13 protein-coding genes are annotated in these 18,361 nt (G+C 60.8%); 11 read left to right on the top strand and 2 right to left on the bottom strand.

Translation table 11 applies throughout. From position 1 onward, the window contains the following. Positions 1 to 144: 144 nt before the first annotated feature. The 7 genes from ASTEX_RS00990 (at position 145) to ASTEX_RS00960 (ending at position 6,593) form a co-directional block, all read left to right on the top strand. Positions 145 to 1,344, top strand: a complete 1,200-nt coding sequence (locus ASTEX_RS00990) for an LL-diaminopimelate aminotransferase (RefSeq protein WP_085930452.1) — start codon at positions 145 to 147, stop codon at positions 1,342 to 1,344. Between the two features lie 261 nt (positions 1,345 to 1,605). Continuing rightward, positions 1,606 to 1,833 carry a hypothetical protein gene (locus ASTEX_RS00985; protein WP_013477736.1) on the top strand — a complete coding sequence of 76 codons (228 nt, stop codon included), beginning with the start codon at positions 1,606 to 1,608 and terminating at the stop codon, positions 1,831 to 1,833. Between the two features lie 30 nt (positions 1,834 to 1,863). Then, the gene (locus ASTEX_RS00980) at positions 1,864 to 3,093 is read left to right on the top strand and encodes a glycosyltransferase (RefSeq protein ID WP_013477735.1); all 1,230 of its coding nucleotides are present in this window, start codon (positions 1,864 to 1,866) and stop codon (positions 3,091 to 3,093) included. A 191-nt stretch (positions 3,094 to 3,284) separates the two neighbouring features. Continuing rightward, positions 3,285 to 4,847, top strand: coding sequence for a signal recognition particle protein (ffh, locus tag ASTEX_RS00975; RefSeq protein WP_013477734.1), 1,563 nt, complete (start codon positions 3,285 to 3,287; stop codon positions 4,845 to 4,847). Between the two features lie 39 nt (positions 4,848 to 4,886). Beyond that, a complete protein-coding gene (rpsP, locus tag ASTEX_RS00970) occupies positions 4,887 to 5,321 on the top strand; it encodes a 30S ribosomal protein S16 (RefSeq protein ID WP_013477733.1) in 435 nt (144 codons plus the stop codon). 105 nt (positions 5,322 to 5,426) lie between these two features. Next, positions 5,427 to 5,798, top strand: a complete 372-nt coding sequence (locus ASTEX_RS00965; RefSeq protein ID WP_013477732.1) for a RidA family protein — start codon at positions 5,427 to 5,429, stop codon at positions 5,796 to 5,798. A 129-nt stretch (positions 5,799 to 5,927) separates the two neighbouring features. Next, the gene (locus tag ASTEX_RS00960) at positions 5,928 to 6,593 is read left to right on the top strand and encodes a LolA family protein (protein WP_013477731.1); all 666 of its coding nucleotides are present in this window, start codon (positions 5,928 to 5,930) and stop codon (positions 6,591 to 6,593) included. Here ASTEX_RS00960 and pbpC read toward each other — a convergent pair. After that, positions 6,590 to 8,680, bottom strand: a complete 2,091-nt coding sequence (gene pbpC / locus ASTEX_RS00955) for a penicillin-binding protein 1C (RefSeq protein ID WP_013477730.1) — start codon at positions 8,678 to 8,680, stop codon at positions 6,590 to 6,592. The genes ASTEX_RS00960 and pbpC overlap by 4 nt on opposite strands. Positions 8,681 to 8,812: 132 nt before the next feature. Then, positions 8,813 to 13,780 carry an alpha-2-macroglobulin family protein gene (locus tag ASTEX_RS00950; protein ID WP_013477729.1) on the bottom strand — a complete coding sequence of 1,656 codons (4,968 nt, stop codon included), beginning with the start codon at positions 13,778 to 13,780 and terminating at the stop codon, positions 8,813 to 8,815. 202 nt (positions 13,781 to 13,982) lie between these two features. Here ASTEX_RS00950 and ASTEX_RS00945 point away from each other — a divergent pair, with 202 nt between their 5' ends. The 4 genes from ASTEX_RS00945 to rplS all read left to right on the top strand — a co-directional run bounded on the left by ASTEX_RS00945 (position 13,983) and on the right by rplS (position 18,314). Further along, complete coding sequence (locus ASTEX_RS00945; protein ID WP_013477728.1) at positions 13,983 to 14,483, top strand: response regulator; 501 nt, start codon at positions 13,983 to 13,985, stop codon at positions 14,481 to 14,483. 113 nt (positions 14,484 to 14,596) lie between these two features. Further along, on the top strand, positions 14,597 to 16,954 hold the full coding sequence (locus ASTEX_RS00940; RefSeq protein WP_013477727.1) for a TonB-dependent receptor: 2,358 nt from the start codon (positions 14,597 to 14,599) through the stop codon (positions 16,952 to 16,954). Between the two features lie 148 nt (positions 16,955 to 17,102). Then, positions 17,103 to 17,864 carry a tRNA (guanosine(37)-N1)-methyltransferase TrmD gene (trmD, locus tag ASTEX_RS00935; protein ID WP_013477726.1) on the top strand — a complete coding sequence of 254 codons (762 nt, stop codon included), beginning with the start codon at positions 17,103 to 17,105 and terminating at the stop codon, positions 17,862 to 17,864. A 21-nt stretch (positions 17,865 to 17,885) separates the two neighbouring features. Continuing rightward, positions 17,886 to 18,314: a 50S ribosomal protein L19 gene (rplS, locus tag ASTEX_RS00930; RefSeq protein ID WP_013477725.1), complete on the top strand. Its 429-nt coding sequence runs from the start codon at positions 17,886 to 17,888 to the stop codon at positions 18,312 to 18,314. Positions 18,315 to 18,361: the final 47 nt, after the last annotated feature.

Genomic DNA, 18,361 nt, shown 5'->3' with positions numbered 1-18,361 from the left:
GCGCCTCTCATGGGATGACAATCGACGTTTGATGAGTCATATGGTCTGGCCCGCAGGTCCGTTGCGACCTTGCGGGCTTTTTGTCTTTCACTCCCGATCAACCCCTCTCAGACCGCATCCGGTCACGTTCTTTTCTCAGGTGCAATAATGCGCGATTTTTACCGTATCCGGCGTCTGCCGCCTTATGTCTTCGAAGAAGTCAACAAGGTGAAGGCCCGTCTGCGCGCAGCAGGCACCGATGTGATCGACTTTGGGATGGGCAATCCCGACATGGATACAGCCCCGCATATTGTGGATAAGCTGGTTGAGACGGTCAAAAAGCCCAAAACACACGGATATTCGGTATCCAAGGGCGTGCAGGGCCTGCGCAAGGCCATGGCGGGCTACTATGAGCGCCGCTACGGCGTGAAGCTCAATCCCGATACCGAAGTCGTGGCGACGCTCGGCTCCAAGGAAGGCTTTGCCAACCTCGCCATGGCTATTACCGGACCCGGCGATACGGTCATCTGCCCCAATCCGGCCTACCCGATCCACGCCTTCGGCTTCCTGATGGCTGGTGGTGTCATACGCCACGTCCCAGCCCTGTCGCCGGAACAGTATCTGTCGGGCATCGAGCGCGCGGTAAAGCACTCCGTGCCGACGCCGTCGGTGCTGATCGTCTCCTATCCGTCCAACCCGACGGCACAGTGGGTCGATCTGGATTTCTACAAGGAAGTCATCCGAATTGCCGAAAAGCATGACCTGATCGTGCTGTCCGACATCGCCTATTCGGAAATCTATTTCGAGAACAACCCTCCGCCCTCCATCCTTCAGGTCGAAGGCGCCATCAAACGCTCCGTGGAGATCAATTCGCTGTCGAAGACCTATGCCATGGCCGGCTGGCGCGTCGGCATGGTCGTCGGGAATTCGGACATCTGCGCCGCACTGGCCCGCGTGAAGTCCTATCTCGATTACGGCGGCTTCACGCCGATGCAGGTGGCGGCTGCCGCCGCGCTCAACGGCCCACAGGACAATGTTGAGGAAATCCGCAACATCTATAAGTCGCGCCGCGACGTGCTGGTCGAATCCATGAAGCGCGCCGGGTGGGATATCCCGCCGCCCCCGGCGTCGATGTTCGCCTGGGCCGAAATTCCCGATAAGTTCAAACATCTGGGCTCGATCGAATTCGCCAAGCTGCTGATCGAAGAAGCCCACGTCGCCGTCGCTCCGGGCCTCGGCTTCGGGGAATATGGCGAAGGCTATGTCCGCATCGGACTGGTCGAAAACGAACATCGCATTCGTCAAGCCGCGCGCAATATTAAAAAGCTGCTGCAACCGGGGACACGAGTTCAGGCGGCAGAGTAATTGCCGTAGGCTGTCCGTTCACGCAGATGTGAGTTTTCGTCTCCTTGGGGAAGCGGGTTACGGCTTCCCCTTGTGGGCCATATCGGCACAATTTTCAGGCACATGACACCCTGACGCCACACGTAGGGTTTTTACCGCAGCCTTATTTGACTCCCCCATCGATTTAGGTTTTTATTTACGTATTGTGCACCGCACATATTTTATACGGGTCGGGGACAAGGCCTGAGCTTTTACATATGGTTTGCGAAAGAGGGTTTAGTCGTGGTCAGCTTGCAATTCGACATCGCCAATGCTTCTGAGCAAGACGCCTTTTTCGGTGCGTTCTTCAAGTTTGTCGAAGCCGCCTCACTGCAAGATGCCGACTCCATCTCTATCCATTCCGACACCAAAGAAACCGGTATGGTCAAAGTGGTGAACTTTGCCGACCAAGGCCTTGCGGATCAGTTCGAAACGTACTGGCAACAACGCCGCCGCTGGCTGGGGCTTTAAGGTTTAGCCGCCTTGGTTTAAGCACAGCGCATGTCCCTGTTGCGCCGCCTACCTCTCAAATACCGTCTTCCCCTGATCCACGGCGTCCTTGAAGCCATCGCTTTCACGCGCATGGGCCAATGGCCGCGGGCAGACAGGCTGTCACCAGGCCCTCTGATTATTTCCGGCTTTTTCAATGAAAATCAGGGTATAGGTCGTGCAGGCAGACTGAGTGCCGAGGCACTTGAAGCCGCCGGATACGCAGTCGTGCGCCATGATCTGCGCCCCTGCTTCCGTCATATTCTGGATGGGAAGGCGGTTTTGCCCGGTAGGGGCGGCGTGTGGCTCATCCATGCGAATGCCCCCGAAGCTATGGTCGCGCTGATGGCGCACAGACCCGATCAATGGCGTGACCGCTACCGGATCGGCTACTGGGCGTGGGAGACACCGCTGGCCCCGCCACAATGGGCGCGAATGGTGCGCTGGCTGCACGAGGTATGGACGCCCAGTGCCTATGTCGCCAACGCGCTGGCGGAGGCTCTGCGCGTTGAGGGGCTCGATGATCTATGCGGGCGACTACGCGTCATGCCGCACCCGCTTATCTCAGCCCCGCCGCAACCTGATCCCGCCCGCTTTGGCCTTTGCCCCGACCATTGCAAGGTCTTAAGTCTGTTCGACGTCAACTCGTCGCCTGCGCGCAAAAATCCTTGGGCGTCGATTGAAGCGTGGTTGACGGCGTTTCCTGAACCAACCCCTCATGCGGCCCTGACGCTGAAAGCATCGTCTCTGGATACCATCACACAAACCAGACTGGCCGAACAGATCGCTAGTCGCCCGGATATTAGACTGTTATCCGAACACCTGAGCAACGAAGACATGGACCGGTTGATGGCCTCGGTCGATATCTTTCTGTCCCTGCATCGGGCCGAAGGGTTCGGACTTGGCCTGCTGGAGGCCATGAATGCTGGGGTTGTCGTCGTCGCCACCGAGGGCACAGGCAATGATTTTCTCACCGCAGACAACGGTTACCCGGTTCCGGCTAGTCCGGTACCGCTGCAGGATCCGGACGGTCCCTACAGCGCCTTGCCGCATAACCCGGCGCAGGTGTGGGCCGAACCCGATATCCATGCGGCGGCGGACAGTCTACGCCGTCTGGTGTCCGACCCCGTCGCCCGCGCTTCAAAAATGGCGGCCGCTCGCGCCACGCCTGCACGGCTGAACGCCCGGTGGTCCGCAGAGGCGCTGAAAGCCTATGATTTCAACAGGTGGCTTGACTCTTAGGGGCTGAGCCGTCATAGGAACGCAACATTCAGGCGACCCACGCCTTTTGCACACCAAACCTCTCAGGTCACAACCCCGATCACAGCTATCGGACGGGGACCGGAGGCTCCCCGACGACGCGTTGCGTTCTCGGGGTCTTTTTGTTTTGCGAAAGGTACGGTTCCGATACCGACACATAAGGCATTAGAAGCATGTTCGACTCGCTGAACGAGCGCTTATCCGGTCTTTTCGACCGTCTGGGTGGCCGCGGCGTCCTTTCGGAAAAGGACGTTGACGAAGCCCTGCGCGAGGTCCGCGTCGCCCTGCTCGACGCCGACGTCGCTCTGCCGGTCGTGCGTCAGTTCATGACCAAGGCGCGCGAGCTGGCCGCCGGGGAAGCCATCATCAAGGCGGTCAAGCCCGCCGATCAGGTGGTGAAAATCGTCTATGACGGCCTGATCGACATGCTGGGGGGCGAGGAGCCGACCCCGATCGACCTCGCGGCCGTGCCGCCCGCCGTCATCCTGATGGCTGGTCTCCAAGGGTCGGGTAAGACCACCACCTCGGCGAAGCTGGCGCTGCGCCTGTCGAAGTTCGAGCGCAAGAAGGTCATGATGGCCTCGCTCGATACACGCCGTCCCGCCGCTATGGAGCAGTTAAAACTGCTCGGCGAACAGGTGGGTGTCGATGTGCTGCCGATCATCGCGGGTCAGAGCGCGGTGGAAATCACCCGCCGTGCTCTGCAATCGGCCAAACTTCAGGGCTACGACGTTCTGATCCTCGACACCGCCGGTCGCACGACGCTGGACGAGGCCCTGATGGCTGAGGCGGCTGAGATCGCCAGCCTCTCGAAGCCGGTCGAGACCTTCCTGGTAGCCGACTCGCTGACAGGTCAGGACGCGGTGCGCACCGCCGAAGCCTTCCATGCCCGCCTGCCGCTAACCGGACTGATCCTCACCCGCGTGGACGGCGACGGTCGCGGCGGGGCCATGCTTAGCATGCGCGCTGTCACCGGCTTGCCGATCAAGTTCACCGGTTCGGGTGAGAAGGTCGATGCGCTGGATGTCTTTGATGCCCGCCGTATCGCCGGCCGTATTCTGGGCCAGGGCGACGTGGTGGCGCTGGTCGAAAAGGCGGCGCAGGAGCTGGACGCGGCCAAGGCCGAGCAGATGGCCAAGAAGCTGTCCAAGGGGCAGTTCGACCTCAATGACCTTGCCGATCAGCTGGGTCAGATGAAGCGCATGGGCGGCATGGGCGGCATTATGGGTCTGCTCCCGGGTGTGCAGAAGGTCAAGAAGCAGATGGACGAGATGAACATCTCGGACAAGATGTTTGACCGTCAGATCGCTATCATCTCCTCTATGACCAAGGCCGAGCGCAAAAAGCCCGATCTGCTCAACGCTTCACGCAAGCGCCGCATCGCTGCCGGGGCCGGCGTCGATGTCGCGGAAATCAATCGCCTTCTGAAACAGCACCGTCAGATGGCCGACGTCTTCAAGATGATGGCCCGTAATGGTGGTAAGGGCATGGGCAATATGGCCAAGATGCTGGGCCTGGGGAACATGCCCAACATGGCCCAGATGCAGCAGATGGGCAAAAAGCTCGAAAACAACCCCGCCATTGGCGACAATATGGGCGCCGATTTCGAGCGCCTGAAACAGCTCGGCGCCGGCAAACTGCCCAATATACCTGGCGGGCTTTCCGGTTTGCCGGGGCTCGGCAACTCCCTTCCGGGGCTAGGCGGGGCTAACCCGTTCGACCCCAAAAAGAAATAACCCCCTCACTCGAAACTCAGCCTATCAAAGGATCTTATCATGCTGAAAATTCGTCTGGCCCGCGGTGGCTCCAAGAAGCGCCCGTACTACCATATCGTTATCGCTGATGCCGCCGCTCCGCGCGACGGTAAGTTCATCGCCAAGGTGGGCTCGTATAACCCGATGCTGTCAAAGGACGACGCCAACCGCGTCACCCTGAAGACCGAAGTCATCGCCGACTGGCTCAAGAAAGGCGCTCAGCCGACCGACCGCGTCGCGCGCTTCCTGTCGAAGGAAGGCCTTGTGAAGTGGGAACACGGCAACAACCCGCAAAAGGGTACGCCGGGCAAGAAGGCTCAGGAACGCGCAGCCGAACGCGCTCAACGCGAGCAGGACCGTCTGGACGCCGAAGCCGCTGCCAAGGCCGAAGCCGAAGCGGCTGCTGCCGCTCCGGCCGCTGAAGAAGCCCCTGCTGAGGAAGCTTCTGAAGGCTAATCGCTTTCTGAGCGATGCAATTGGAAAAGCCGGGGCCCTACGCTCCGGCTTTTTTGTTTCGACATACACTGGACAGGCACCGCGCCGAAGCCGCATATATGGCCTATGAGCCCCGAACCCACCTTCTATGCGTACCCTTTCGATGCGGCCTTTTCCGAGGCCGTGCGTATCGGCAACACCCTCTACCTGTCGGGTCATATCGGAGATGATGACAACGGCAATCTTGCCGATGGTTTTGAGGCCGAGGTGGCGCAGATGATAGCCAACGTGGCGGCGTCGCTGGCCCGCTTTGATCTGGGGCTGGACGCGCTGATCTCAGTGCGGGTCATGCTCACTGATATGGGGCAGCTTGAGTGTTTCAATAGACTTTTTGCGGCCTGTTTTAGCGACAAGCCGCTGCCCGTCTGCTCAGCCTTTGGCGTGACGCAATTGGCGCTGAATGCGGCGATTGAGATTGAGTGTGTCGCGCGGCTGTAGACCCCATTCACCCGCGATTTAGTTTACCGCCATCTTGTGCGGTCCTTATGTCATTTTGACGCCCTCAACCCGTCATCATAGCCGGTTAAGGTCTTTCTCAACGGATCGTATCAACGTATGAGAGAGATCATGACCGAGCTTACCAAACGCGCCCTGCTCACGGGCCTGACCGCCGCCAGCCTGCTGACCACCGCGCCTGCGTGGGCGCAGGGGCGTAACACTATCCAGCAATTCGTCACTCCGCCCAAGTTCAGCGCGCAGGATCAAGGCCGCATCGACCGCGCCGTCGCCTATCTGCAGTCTTTAGGCACAGGGGGTGGTCGCTTTGAACAGACGGATTACAAGGGGCGCACCACCGCTGGTAAGTGGTGGCTGCAACGGCCCGGCAAGATCCGCTTTGAATACGATGCCCCCTATTCGCTGCTGGTCGTATCGGACGGCAAAACGGTGAATACCTGGGACCCGCGCCTGAAGGCCTTTAACCAGTACCCCCTCAACGCCACACCGCTGTCGCTGTTCCTTTCGAAACAAATTCGTCTTGATCAGGGCGTCATCGTCACAGAGGTCACACCGACCACGGACGGCTTCCGCCTGAAGGCGCGCGATCGCCGTCGCGACGTCGAAGGCTCGATTCTGATGACCTTCATCGAGCGTGGCAATGCCCTGCAACTGGGCGAATGGACAGTGACGGATCAGCAGGGTAAGGGCACGCGCGTCAGGCTTGTCACCTTTGACCGAAACACAGCCGTGCGACCGGACTTGTTTGTGCTGAAAAAGCCAAAGGGCGCGAATTAAGGCTTTCGCTGAGCAATCGCCTTGACCCGTACGCGGGAGCGGTTGGTGACGCCATCGGCATCGACGACGCTGACCTCGTAAAACCCTTCGGCGTCAGGCCGCCATTCCACGCGACCTTCCGTATCGGCCATCATAGGCTGACCATTGACGTACCAATTCAGCGGCGCCTTGCCCCGCGCCGACGGTTTTAGCCCGCGCGTAACGCTCAACTTGCCCCCCGTCACCTGACCCTCAACATACACGGTCGCCTGATCCGGTGGGAAGAGGATGGACGGCCCGCGCGCAGCGGGTTTGAGCGCCTTCAACGCTTCAGGAGCCGCCGCCGGGGTCAGGCTTTGCGGGGCCTGAGACGGGGCATTGATCTGATCGAAGACGTCGAACAGCAAGGGTGCAGAGGCTTCACGGCCCGTCTGATCGGCGCGCGAACCGCCATCGGGGCGACCCGTCCACACCAATACCGCATATCCGCCCGCGACCCCGACCGCCAGCGCATCGCGGAAACCGTAGGAGGTACCGGTCTTATAGGCTGGACGGTTAGCCGTTTTCATGAGATGCGCAGGCAGGCGGCCGGCGGGCGGCGGGGTTTCACGTAAGATACTAATGACGCGCGAAGCCGCGTCAGCAGCCATCAGTCGCTGACCGGGACGGCTGAGATTGGCCTTAGCCTCGGCTTCCGTCCAAGCCAGCGGCTTCATCAGGCCCTTATCACCCAAAGCTGCATAGAGCGCCCCCAGATCCTGCAACTCGATGCCCGCCCCACCCAGTGCCAGCGCCAAACCGGCATCGCGCAGGCCGGTCTTGGGGCGGATCAGGTGCACCCCCACCCCTTGCAAACGCGACTCAAAAGCCCCGGCCCCGATACGATTGAGCACCGCCACGGCGGGCACATTGAGCGAGTGCGTCAGGGCTTCCTTGGCCGACACCTCCCCATGAAACACCTTGTCGAAGTTTTCCGGCTGGTAGTCACCAAAGCGCGTTGGCGCGTCCATAAGACGCGTCTCGGGAGCCACGATCCCCTCTTCAAACCCAAAGCCGTAGATAAACGGTTTGAGCGTCGAGCCGGGCGAGCGGATGGCTTGCACCATATCGATCCACCCGCCCGTGCGGTCAAGGCCCGCCGAACCGACGCTGGCCCTCACGGCCCGCGAACGGATTTCGATGACGAGGATGGCCGTCGATGAGTTTGGCCCCTGCGCTACCGCCGTTTGCCGCGCCAAAGCTTCCAGCCGCGCCTGCAATTGCGCGTCAAGCGTCGTCACCACGGTTGCCTGGAGGCCTCTGGCCTCCGATGCCAGCCGGCCCGCCGCATGCCAGCCCAGCGCAGGGAAGGCAAAGCGCTTAACGACCATAGGCTCGGTCTTGGCTTCGCCAGCCTGCGTGGCACTTAGCACGCCTTTGGCCGCCATACGCTCCAGCACAAGATTGCGCGCCCGCAAGGCGCGTTCGGGGTGGCGGTCCGGACGGCGCGCTTCAGGGGCCTGCGGCAAGGCGATCAGCAAGGCTTGTTCGCCCAAGGTAAGGCTTTCCGGCTCATGTCCGAAGTAAGACAGCGAAGCCGCGCGGACCCCTTCCAGATTGCCACCATAGGGAGCCAGTGTCAGATAGAGCGACAGGATATCACGCTTGGAGAACCGCGCCTCCAGTTGCCATGCCCGAAAGACCTCAATCAGCTTCGAGAGGTAGTTACGGGGTTTGGGCTCCAGCAGTCGCGCCGTCTGCATGGACAAAGTCGAGCCGCCGGAAACTATGCCACCCGCGCTCAGGTTGGAGCCAAACGCGCGCGCAATCGCCACAGCATCGACCCCCTGATGCCACCAGAAACGTTCGTCCTCGACCTTGAGGAGGTGTTTGATAAAGCCGGGGTCGGTGCGGTCGAGGTCGGCACGGATACGCCACGTCCCTCCTTGGACGGGCAGTGCCCGCAGCCATGCACCGTTGTGATCAAGCGCCACGGCCGAGGCGGCTTCGGCACGCGTTAGGTCGGGCGGCAGGACCAGATCGGCCACACACACCGCCACCTGAAAGGCCACAAAGCCGATCAGGGGTTTGATGAGGCGGGGGACATAAGCGTCGGGCTTAAAGCGCATGGATTACCTACAAAGCATCCCCCTGATTGAAGGGGGGCAGCGCTGTTCACAACGGAGGGGGGTCAAAAGCGTCATTAACCCCCCGGCCTTAAGCCGGCCCCTCCCCTGAACATCAGGGGAGGGGCTTCTTTCTCATCGCGGGGCCACCGTCAGTCGCCCGCCCGCTGTGCGCGCAAAGAGGTCGTGCCGATAGAGGTCCTTCACCTCGACGCCCGGCAGGTAGTAATCACCAGGCGTTACGGCGCGCGCCACATAGGCCATGGCAAAACCACTGTTGGCCGACACGTCCAGCGCTGCCACATAGCGGTCGTCGCGAGCTTCCTGCACATCGGTCTGGCTAAGGTCGCCGACAAAACGGAAAGGGCCATTCTGCGCGTCATCGCGCGACAGGGTCATCTCGATTTCGAAGCCCGCGGGCAGAGCGTCATCGACCACAACCGGCCGGGTTTCAGCATAGTTCGTCCGTCCACTGATAACCACCAGCACCTTCTGACCCTGCACAACTTGCGATGGGTCGATACGCTGACCCTGAAGCGTGTAGTAGGCCTTGTCGATAGTATAGCCCTTGGCTTGCGCCGGCGGCGGGGCCACAGGCACACCCGTGACGGTGATGGTGCGCCAGACCGCGCCCTTGCCCTGATTGGTGAACTTCGCGTCCTTGACCGCAGCGATCTGGAAGCGTTGCAAGCTCGACTTGCCGTCCAGCGCCTTGACATTCTCGCCCTTAATGCTGAGGGGTCCGGCCTGAGCCAGCATCAAGGACGCGGCTTTCAGCACCTGCGCCTGCTCCTGCGTATTCATCTCGTCCGGGCCTTTGACATGGCGTTCCAGAAGCGGGATGAGCGTTTTCGCCGTATCCAGCTCCCCGGCCTCATAGGCCAGGGCGATTACCGCAGCCACGTCCCGCAGAGGCGATTGATACCAGTCATAGGTCGCTTTATAGCCCATACCCTGCGCCGCCTGACGGAAGGCCGATCTGGCCCGCGCCTTATCACCCATCAGGGCCAGAGCCGCACCGACCTGCGCTTTCGACACCGGTGACCTCTCGGCCTTGAACTGCACATCGTGATACCAGCGCAGGCGCGCCAGATCGCCCGAACCCGCCTTGGCCATCACGTAAAGAGCGTAGGCTGAGGCGCGCGAACGCATCTCTTCAGAGACAGTCTTGGCGGCCATGGCGTTCCACCACGGACCTTCCTCGATCTTGAGGCGATAAGACACCGAGGTGAAACCTTCCGGCTTAGACATGTCGCGCATGGCATTCATCGCCTTGTCGATGACCTCCTGCGGCACATAGACGCCACGTTTGCGCGCCTCGAGGAGGAAGTCGGTGGCATAGGCCCCAATCCAGCCTTCGGCTTCACCGTCACCTGCGCGCCACAGACCAAAGGCTCCATCCGCCGACTGACGATCCAGCAGGCGGTTGACCGCCCCCTTGAGGATGGTCTGGGCCCGCGCCGCATCCGCGCCACTCACATATAGCCACGGATAGGCCGCCGAGATGATCTGTTCGGTACAGCCATAGGGATAGCGGTTGAGCGCCGCCGCCAGCGGCCCCGGATCAATGCCGCGGAAGGGTGAATAAGAAACCTGAACCGTCGCCGACCCCGGCTGCAAGCCACTGAGCAGATCCGGCGGTAAGGTGAAGACTGCCCCCGGTGCCTGCTGATCAATCATCGTGCGTGTCTGTGCGCCCCAGCCCATGCGGGTCTGGATCTGATAATCCTCGTCGAAGCCATAGCCCTGACCCGACAGCGCCAGATTAATCTTCGACACACCCACCGTTGAGGGAGCCTGAATGAGGATGCCCTCCTGCACCCTTTGCCCCTGACCGATATTAAAGGCCTTTTTGAAGGCCGTGACGATACCGTTGAAGCCCTTCACGAGGCTCTCATAGAGGCCCGGCTTGCCTTCGACATTATTCAGTTCCAGCGTGGCATAGGCCTTATCGCCCGGAGCGAGGAAGCGCGGGAGGGCCAGTTCGGCGACCACCGGCTGACGCACAGTGAGCTTGTCCTCGGCCGAACCGACTGCATCGTCGGTCCAGGCCACGGCCATGATTTTTAGCTCGCCATTGAACTTGCCAACCGGCAATTTGATATGTGCTTTGCCATCAATGCCCGTATTGACGACCCCCGACCACAGGGCGACCGTCTTGATCGGCGTGGTGGTCAGTCCATCGCCACCGATTTGATCGCCACCGAAGACGTCGGCTGCCGCGCCCATATTGGGATCGAGCAGTCGGCCGTAGTCGTCACGATATTCGAGCCCCAGCGCCCGCTTACCGAAATAGAATCCGGCGGGATCAGGGGTCTTGAACTTGGTCAGGTTGATAATGCCCTGATCCACGACCGCAAGCGATACGCGCGCCGTCTTGCCGAGGCCCGCACCTTCGACCTTGACCGGCACGTCGATAAGGGCCTGACCGGACTTGGAAAAGTCGGGACGGAACACCTTATCTTTAAGGTCCAGTGTGACGTTCAGTTTGCGGTTCTTGGGGTCAAGCGGCACATAAATCAGGCCCATGGCCCGGCGCGGCTTGGAGGCATCGACCGGGTCGCGCGGCTGCACCACGCTGACCATCACATAGGCCCCTCCGCCCCAGCGCGCATCGGTCTTGAGGCGCACCGTGGTGCCATTATCGCCCACACTGACGGTTTTCAGGTCGATCAGGCGGTCATTGGCCACCGCGACCTGTGCCTCGCCCTTATACGGTGATTTCAGCGTCAGCGAGATGGTATCGCCCTGGGCATAGCTCTGCGACCCGGCGGTCAGGCGCACAAAATCCGGGGCCTCAGTGCCATCGGAGGGCGCACCCCAACCGGCGGCGAAGCGGATCACCGTCCTGGCGCCCGTCGATGCCTGGGTGATCTCCAGACGATAATCGCCCCAACCCAGACGGTTTTCGAAATTCAGCGGCGATGCCGCCCCGATCTCATAATCCTTATCGGAAATGACCACATCCTTGGAAGTCCGCCGCCACTGCCAGCGCCCATCCTGCTGATACCAGTCGTAGTTCCAGTTTTCTGAAATCAGCTTGACCTTCACGCCGCGCGCCGTCACCGGGGCGCCCTGCGCATTCAGCGCGATCAGGCTAAAAGCCGTCACCGGGTTTTCACCGCCCTTGGCATCCTTGGTGTCGAGCCTGACCCCGACATAGACGGGCTTGGTGCGGATGCGCAGCGTCTCAACCTCGCTGACCGGTCGGCCACCGGGCTCAAACACCGACGCTGTAACCAGCGCTGTCAAAGGTTGATCCGTGTCGTAGTTGGAGGCAAAGGGCAGCACCGCCTTGCCCTCGGCATCGGTCGCCGTTTGAGGCAGATCGGCGTACTGCTCATCAAAGGGCGCTTGCTCATTGCCGAAGCGGTAATCTTTATACTTTGGGAACGGGTTGCGATCGACACGTATACGCGCCGAACCCGAAACCGTCAGGCCAGACCCCGAAGCGCCATAAAGGAAGCGGGCAGCCACCTGCACAGCACGCGTCTCACTGACAGCGGTCAGCGGCCGCTCAACATCGGCTTTCATATCGACGCCAAGGCGTTGCGGCGCAAAGTCTTCTACGGCGAACCCGGCGCTACCCTGTTCTTCGTCAATGCCCTCGATCAGCAATTTGGCGCGCCATTGCCCGCGCGGGGCCGACTTCGGCAGGGCGATATTGGCATAGGCAAAGCCTTGCGGTGTCTGGGCGAACGGAAAGCGGAAGGCTTCGACGCCAGACGGGCGATAGACGACGAGCGCGCCCTTGCGATCCTTGATCGCCTTGCCGTCCGGATCACGCACCAGCGCCACCAGACGCACCATTTCACCGGGACGATAGATGCCACGGTCAGTATAGAGATAACCGTCCACCAGCGCATTGGCCGTGCGGCCATCGGTCAGCTTCTCATCCGAACGCCCACCCACGCCCTGCGACGAGAAGTCCATCGGCGAGGCGTGGATGTCCATGGCGGTGAAGTCTTCCGCCGGGCCATAGGCCATGATCATCTTGGGCGACAGGGCGTCTTCGCCCTTCAGCAGGGCCTTGTCAAAATGCACGCGACCATCGCTAGTTGAATTGGCCGAGGCCAGTTCTTCGCCATTCTGGGCCACCAACGCCACGCGCACCGACCCCATCGGGCGGGCCGTTTTGAGCGAGCGCACCACCACATCCACCCCGGTTGTGCCAGTATAGGTGGTCAGCGCCATATCGGTGAACAATATCCAGCGACGGGCCTGCGCCGGCTGATCGCCTTCCGTCTTATCACGGCCGCCCGAAGCGTCGCGCACCTTAACCACATAGGCCCCGGCCTTAAGGTCTTTCAACACCGCCCCCAGCGGGAAGACGGTAGTGACGCGCTCTCCCGCGCCGCCCTTCACCGCCACCTTGCCGGACCAAATCTTGTAGCCTTCGCCCTTAGGGCTGTCCTCACCCCATTCGTAGTCGTAATCGCCTTCGGCAGTAGCGTCTGGCGCGCTGATCGTCTTGCGCACCAAATTGCGGTCACCGACACGCCAGACCTCAAAGGCCAGGGTCGAGACGTTCAGGCTTTCAACCGCTACCCCGTCGGATTCCTCACGTGGCAAAATGACACCATTGCCGGCGAAACCGACATAGGGCGGCTTTTCCCCGAAGGCGAAATCGACATCGGCATTCTGTTTCAAAGTGTCCTTGCCGGCCGAGGGCAAACCTTTAAGCAGGGTCACCCGGCGGTCGGTAAAGCCGAAGCCTCCGACGCACAGCTCCGAACCCTTCACCGTCACCGCCGGAGCCGATGGCAGTTCAGGCGACACTAGCACATAGTCGCCATAGGATTTGGAGGCATCCAACGGTTTAGAGAATTCGATACAGGCCTGCGGCGATGACCCCGATGTATCGAGCCTCTGTTTCCAGACGGCAAAACCGGTTGGCTTCATGCCGCCAGAGCGCGGGGCGTTTTTGTCACGCACCTTGCCGAACAGCTTACCCATGGTTTCGGTTATAGGGATCTGACCTTCTGGGGCCGCCTTGCGAAAACCACCCTCGGTCGCCTTGGCCGTCAGAAACCCTACACAAAATCCGGAAATCAGGACCGCTGCGGCGGCGCTGAGGACGGTACGGTTACGCCAGTCGATCATTGGGGACCCCCATCTATTTGGGCCGGAGTATGGGCCGGTTCCGCGGAGACGTCAAAACCCCTGTCTTCGGTAGGGCATGAATTTTTTTTGGCGGTGGCGCCAATTGAAAGCGTCTATTAACCTATCGCTAAGATTACTGATTTCGTAAAGGGTGAGTGCCCCCGGAGTCACAACCGGTCTAATTTTGGACTGTGAGGACTGAGTGAGTAGCTTTTCGCGTGTTCTGGCGCTGGTCGTTGACGATAACCACTACATGCGGGTTATTGTCTGCACTATGTTGCGCGCCATGGGGATCACACATATCCGCGAAGCGTCCGATGGCGCCGAAGCACTGGAAATTGTGCGTGACTGGCGGCCCGACGTCATTATTTGCGACCTCGTTATGGAAACGTTGGATGGCATAGAAATGACGCGCCTGATCCGTACCGGTTCCGACAGCCCCCACCCTTACGTACCCATCATAATGATGACCGGCCACACGGACCGCTCGCATGTGCTGGCAGCGCGCGATGCGGGGGTAAATGAGTTTGTGGCCAAGCCGCTAACGGCGCGCGCCCTGATCGACCGCATGAAAAGCGTGATCGATAACGAACGGGCGTGGGTTAAATCGGCCAGCTATACCGGCCCCGACCGCCGCCGCCGCAAAAGCCCGGATTACCGGGGTCCGTTCCGTCGGGCCTCAGACAAGGCTGAAAACAGTTAGCCCTTCTTACAAAAGTCCTAAGAACCCTCAGATGGCATTTTGACCTTGCGCATATTTTTTGAACGTTTTATTGGGTCACGTTCAAAAAAGCAGAGTGTCTCAAAGGTTCCCGCATGCGTTTGTCCTCCCGCTGTCACGCACTCCCCCTCGCCGTCCGTCTGCTGAGCGCCAGCGCTTTGGTCAGCGTTGCGGCGGGACCTGTGTGGGCACAGGAGGTGACCGAAGTGGTGGTGACAGCGCGCAAAAAGCCTGAGTCGCTGGCGCGCGCGCCGATATCTGTGGCCGTGATTACCGGCGAACAATTGCGCAGAGGTGGCGCCTATGATTTGCGCGATGCGCAGGTGTTAACGCCGTCGCTTCTGATCACCTCCACGGCCAACGAGGCACAGACCACAGCGCGTTTGCGCGGCGTCGGCACGGTTGGCGACAATCCGGGACTGGAGTCATCCGTCAGCGTGGTCATTGACGGCGTGGTGCGCGCCCGCACCGCTACAGCCATGAGCGATCTGGGGGTTGTTGAGCGCATCGAAATCCTCAAAGGGCCCCAGACCAGCCTGTTCGGCAAGGGCGCGTCGGCAGGCATTATTCAGGCCGTTACCGAGGCACCGCGCTTTACGCCGGAACAGGTCTATGAGGTGACGGCGGGCGAACGCGGCACCTTGGCGGCTACCGCCTATGTGTCGGGACCCTTGGCCGACAAATGGGCGGGTTCGCTGTCTTTGGTTCACCGGCAACGCGACGGCCAGTACCGGATCAATGCGGGTCAGGGGCCGCGAAGCGAAACCCGAGACGGCGATCAGAACTATGACTCATTGCGTGGTCAACTCCTATACATGGATTCCGACCGCCTCAGAGTGCGGCTGATTGCCGATTACACGGCGCGCGACGAAAACTGCTGCACCGGCACGGTGGTTCAGGTTGGGGCAACCGCGCCGTGGATCAACAGTCTGGCATCGGGCAACGGCGTGCCCACCACCGCCGATGTCGAAGGCCGCCGCGCCTTCAGCAACCGCTCAACCGCTCAGCATATCAAGGATGGCGGCTTGTCGGCGGAGGTCAACTGGCGGCTCGACAGCGGCCCGACCCTGACCAGTCTCACAGCATCACGTCGCTTTGATCACCGACAGGGCTATGATGCCGACTTTTCCGGAGCCGACATATATTACCGCGTCCCGGATGATTTCGGCACGCGCTTTGATACACTCAGTCAGGAATGGCGGCTGTCCGGGAAAAACGGCCCGCTCGACTGGCTGACCGGCGTCTATCTGTCGTCGGAAAAGGTGACGAGACGCGACTCCTACGTCTATGGCGAAGACTATGAGCCCTATCTCAGTCTGCTGCTGTCCAGCGGCGCTTCGACCAACCGCGTCGCCAGCCTGACGGGTCTGACAGCAGGCAGCGCCTATCCCATCGGTGGTGGCGCTCGCGACATTCACCGCCAGACGGAACATAATGCCGCTCTGTTCGCCAATCTCGACTGGGCCCTGACGACAGATGTGTCAGCGGTACTGGGTCTGCGCCTCAACCGTCAGACTAAGACGCTGAACTCCGCCTATCGCAATACGGATGGCGGCGTTGGCTGCGCGGCGGCACAGAGTTTGGGTTCGTCAGGCCTCGGTACGCTGTGTCAGTCCTTTTCCAACCCGGCCTTCAACCGTCTCGACCTGACCCAAAAGATGTCAGACGATGCCTTAACCGGCACTTTCAAGCTGAGCTGGCGGACCACGCCTTCTCTCATGAGCTATGCGTCAGTCGCACGCGGCTGGAAGGGTGGCGGTTTCAATCTTGACCGCGAACAGACGACGACCTATGCGGCCGATCGCGACACGTCCTTCCGTGCGGAAACCGTCACCGCCTATGAGGTCGGGCTAAAAGGCCGCTGGTGGCGCGGGCGTTTGGCCTTCGATGCCGCCGCCTTCCGTCAGGAGTTCCGCGATTTTCAGCTCAACACTTTTCTGGGGGCGACCTTCCTCGTCACTTCGGTGCCGGAACTGACGTCGCACGGCATTGAAACGGAAACGCGCGTGACGCTTAAAAACGGTCTGCGTCTGGTCAGCGGCGTTACCTGGTCTGAGAGCCAGTTCGGATCGCAGCCCGTACCTGGCCTGCCGCGCCTGACCAATGCCCGCGCCTCGTTTGCCCCCAAATGGTCCGCGACGCTTCAGGCCGATTACCACCGCGAATGGCGCGGACTGAACTGGGGGGCGGCGCTCGATGCGCGCTATAATGCCGACTACAATACCGGTTCTGATCTCGCTCCCATCAAGATTCAGGGTGCCTATACGTTGATGAATGGTCGACTGAGTGTGGCGAACCGCGCTGAGACGGTGGCGCTCGACCTGTGGGGGACGAATCTGACCAATGAGACCTATTATCAGGTGGTCTTCGGTGCGCCTCTGCAGTCGGGGACCTTCAACGCCTTTGTGGGCCAACCGCGCACCATTGGCCTGACGCTGCGTTTGCGGCAGTAAGATTTGTATTTCAGGACTTCTGTGGTAAGCCCCCTCCGTCAGTGTGCTAAGGCAGACTGCCACTTCCTCCGGCACGCCGGGGAAGTTTGAAATCGTCCCGCCTCATCCTTTTCCGGCTTGAGATTTGGGGACTTGCCGAGCCAACCCAATGACTGACCTGCCTCAACATCCCCCTGAGACCGTGGCCGCACCCTACCGTGTATCTGTGCTGACCATGTTCCCCGAAGCCTTTCCCGGCCCGCTAGGCGTATCGGTTCTAGGGAATGCCCAAAAAGAATCTGGTCTTTGGACGCTTGAGCCTGTGGACATTCGGACTTTTTCGAGCGATAAGCGCGGCTTTCTTGACGACACCCCTGCCGGGGGCGGTCCAGGACAGGTGCTGAAGGCAGATGTCATTGCCAAGGCGCTGGACAGTCTGGGGGCCGATGACCGGCCGAAAGTCTATATGAGCGCCCGTGGACGGCGGCTTACTCAGGACAAGGTCAGGGAATGGTCGAAGGCTTCGGGTCTGATCGTGCTGTGCGGTCGTTTCGAAGGCGTCGATCAGCGCGTGCTGGATGCACGCGGCTTTGAAGAGATCAGCGTCGGCGACGCCGTCCTTGCGGGCGGAGAGTCCGCGGCGATGGTCACCATAGAGGCGGTCGTGCGGCTCATCCCCGGTGTTCTGGGGGCCGCCGAAAGCCTCGATACCGAGAGTTTTGAGGATGGTCTCCTCGAACACCCGCAGTACACGCGACCGCGGACGTTTGAAGGCCTCGACATCCCCGAAGTGCTTTTGTCCGGCGATCACAAGAAGATGGCCGCGTGGAAGCAGAAACAAAGAGAGGCAACCACGAAGGAACGCAGACCAGACCTCTGGGCGGCGTATCTTTCCAAATCACAGGCAAAAGGCGCTCCCAAAGCGGAGTAAGCCCAAAATTGGAGTTACATTATGAACCTGCTTCAAAAGATCGAAGCCGAAGAAGTGGCCAAGCTGAAGGCTGGCAAGACCGTTCCGGCTTTCCAACCGGGCGACACCGTCCGCGTCAACGTGAAGATCAAGGAAGGCGACCGTGAGCGCGTTCAGGCCTATGAGGGCGTCGTGATCGCCCGCGCCGGCACGGGCATCAACGAAACCTTCACCGTCCGCAAAATTTCCTTCGGCGAAGGCGTGGAGCGTAAGTTCCCGCTGCTGTCGCCGAACATCGACTCGATCGAAGTCAAGCGCCGCGGCGTCGTGCGTCGCGCCAAGCTGTACTATCTGCGTGACCGTCGCGGCAAGTCGGCCCGTATCGTCGAGCGTTCGCAGAACTCGACTCGCGGCTCGAAGGGCGACGAACTGCGCGCCCAGATGGCGGCCAGCGAGTCCACCGAGGGTTAAGCGTCTACCGCTTTTCGAAATTGAAAACCCCGCTGGTTCGTCCGGCG

Source organism: Asticcacaulis excentricus CB 48 (assembly GCF_000175215.2).
GTDB classification, from domain to species: domain Bacteria; phylum Pseudomonadota; class Alphaproteobacteria; order Caulobacterales; family Caulobacteraceae; genus Asticcacaulis; species Asticcacaulis excentricus.
The sequence above is the reverse complement of the archived record's forward strand: the minus strand, read 5'-3'. Positions and strand labels throughout refer to the sequence as shown.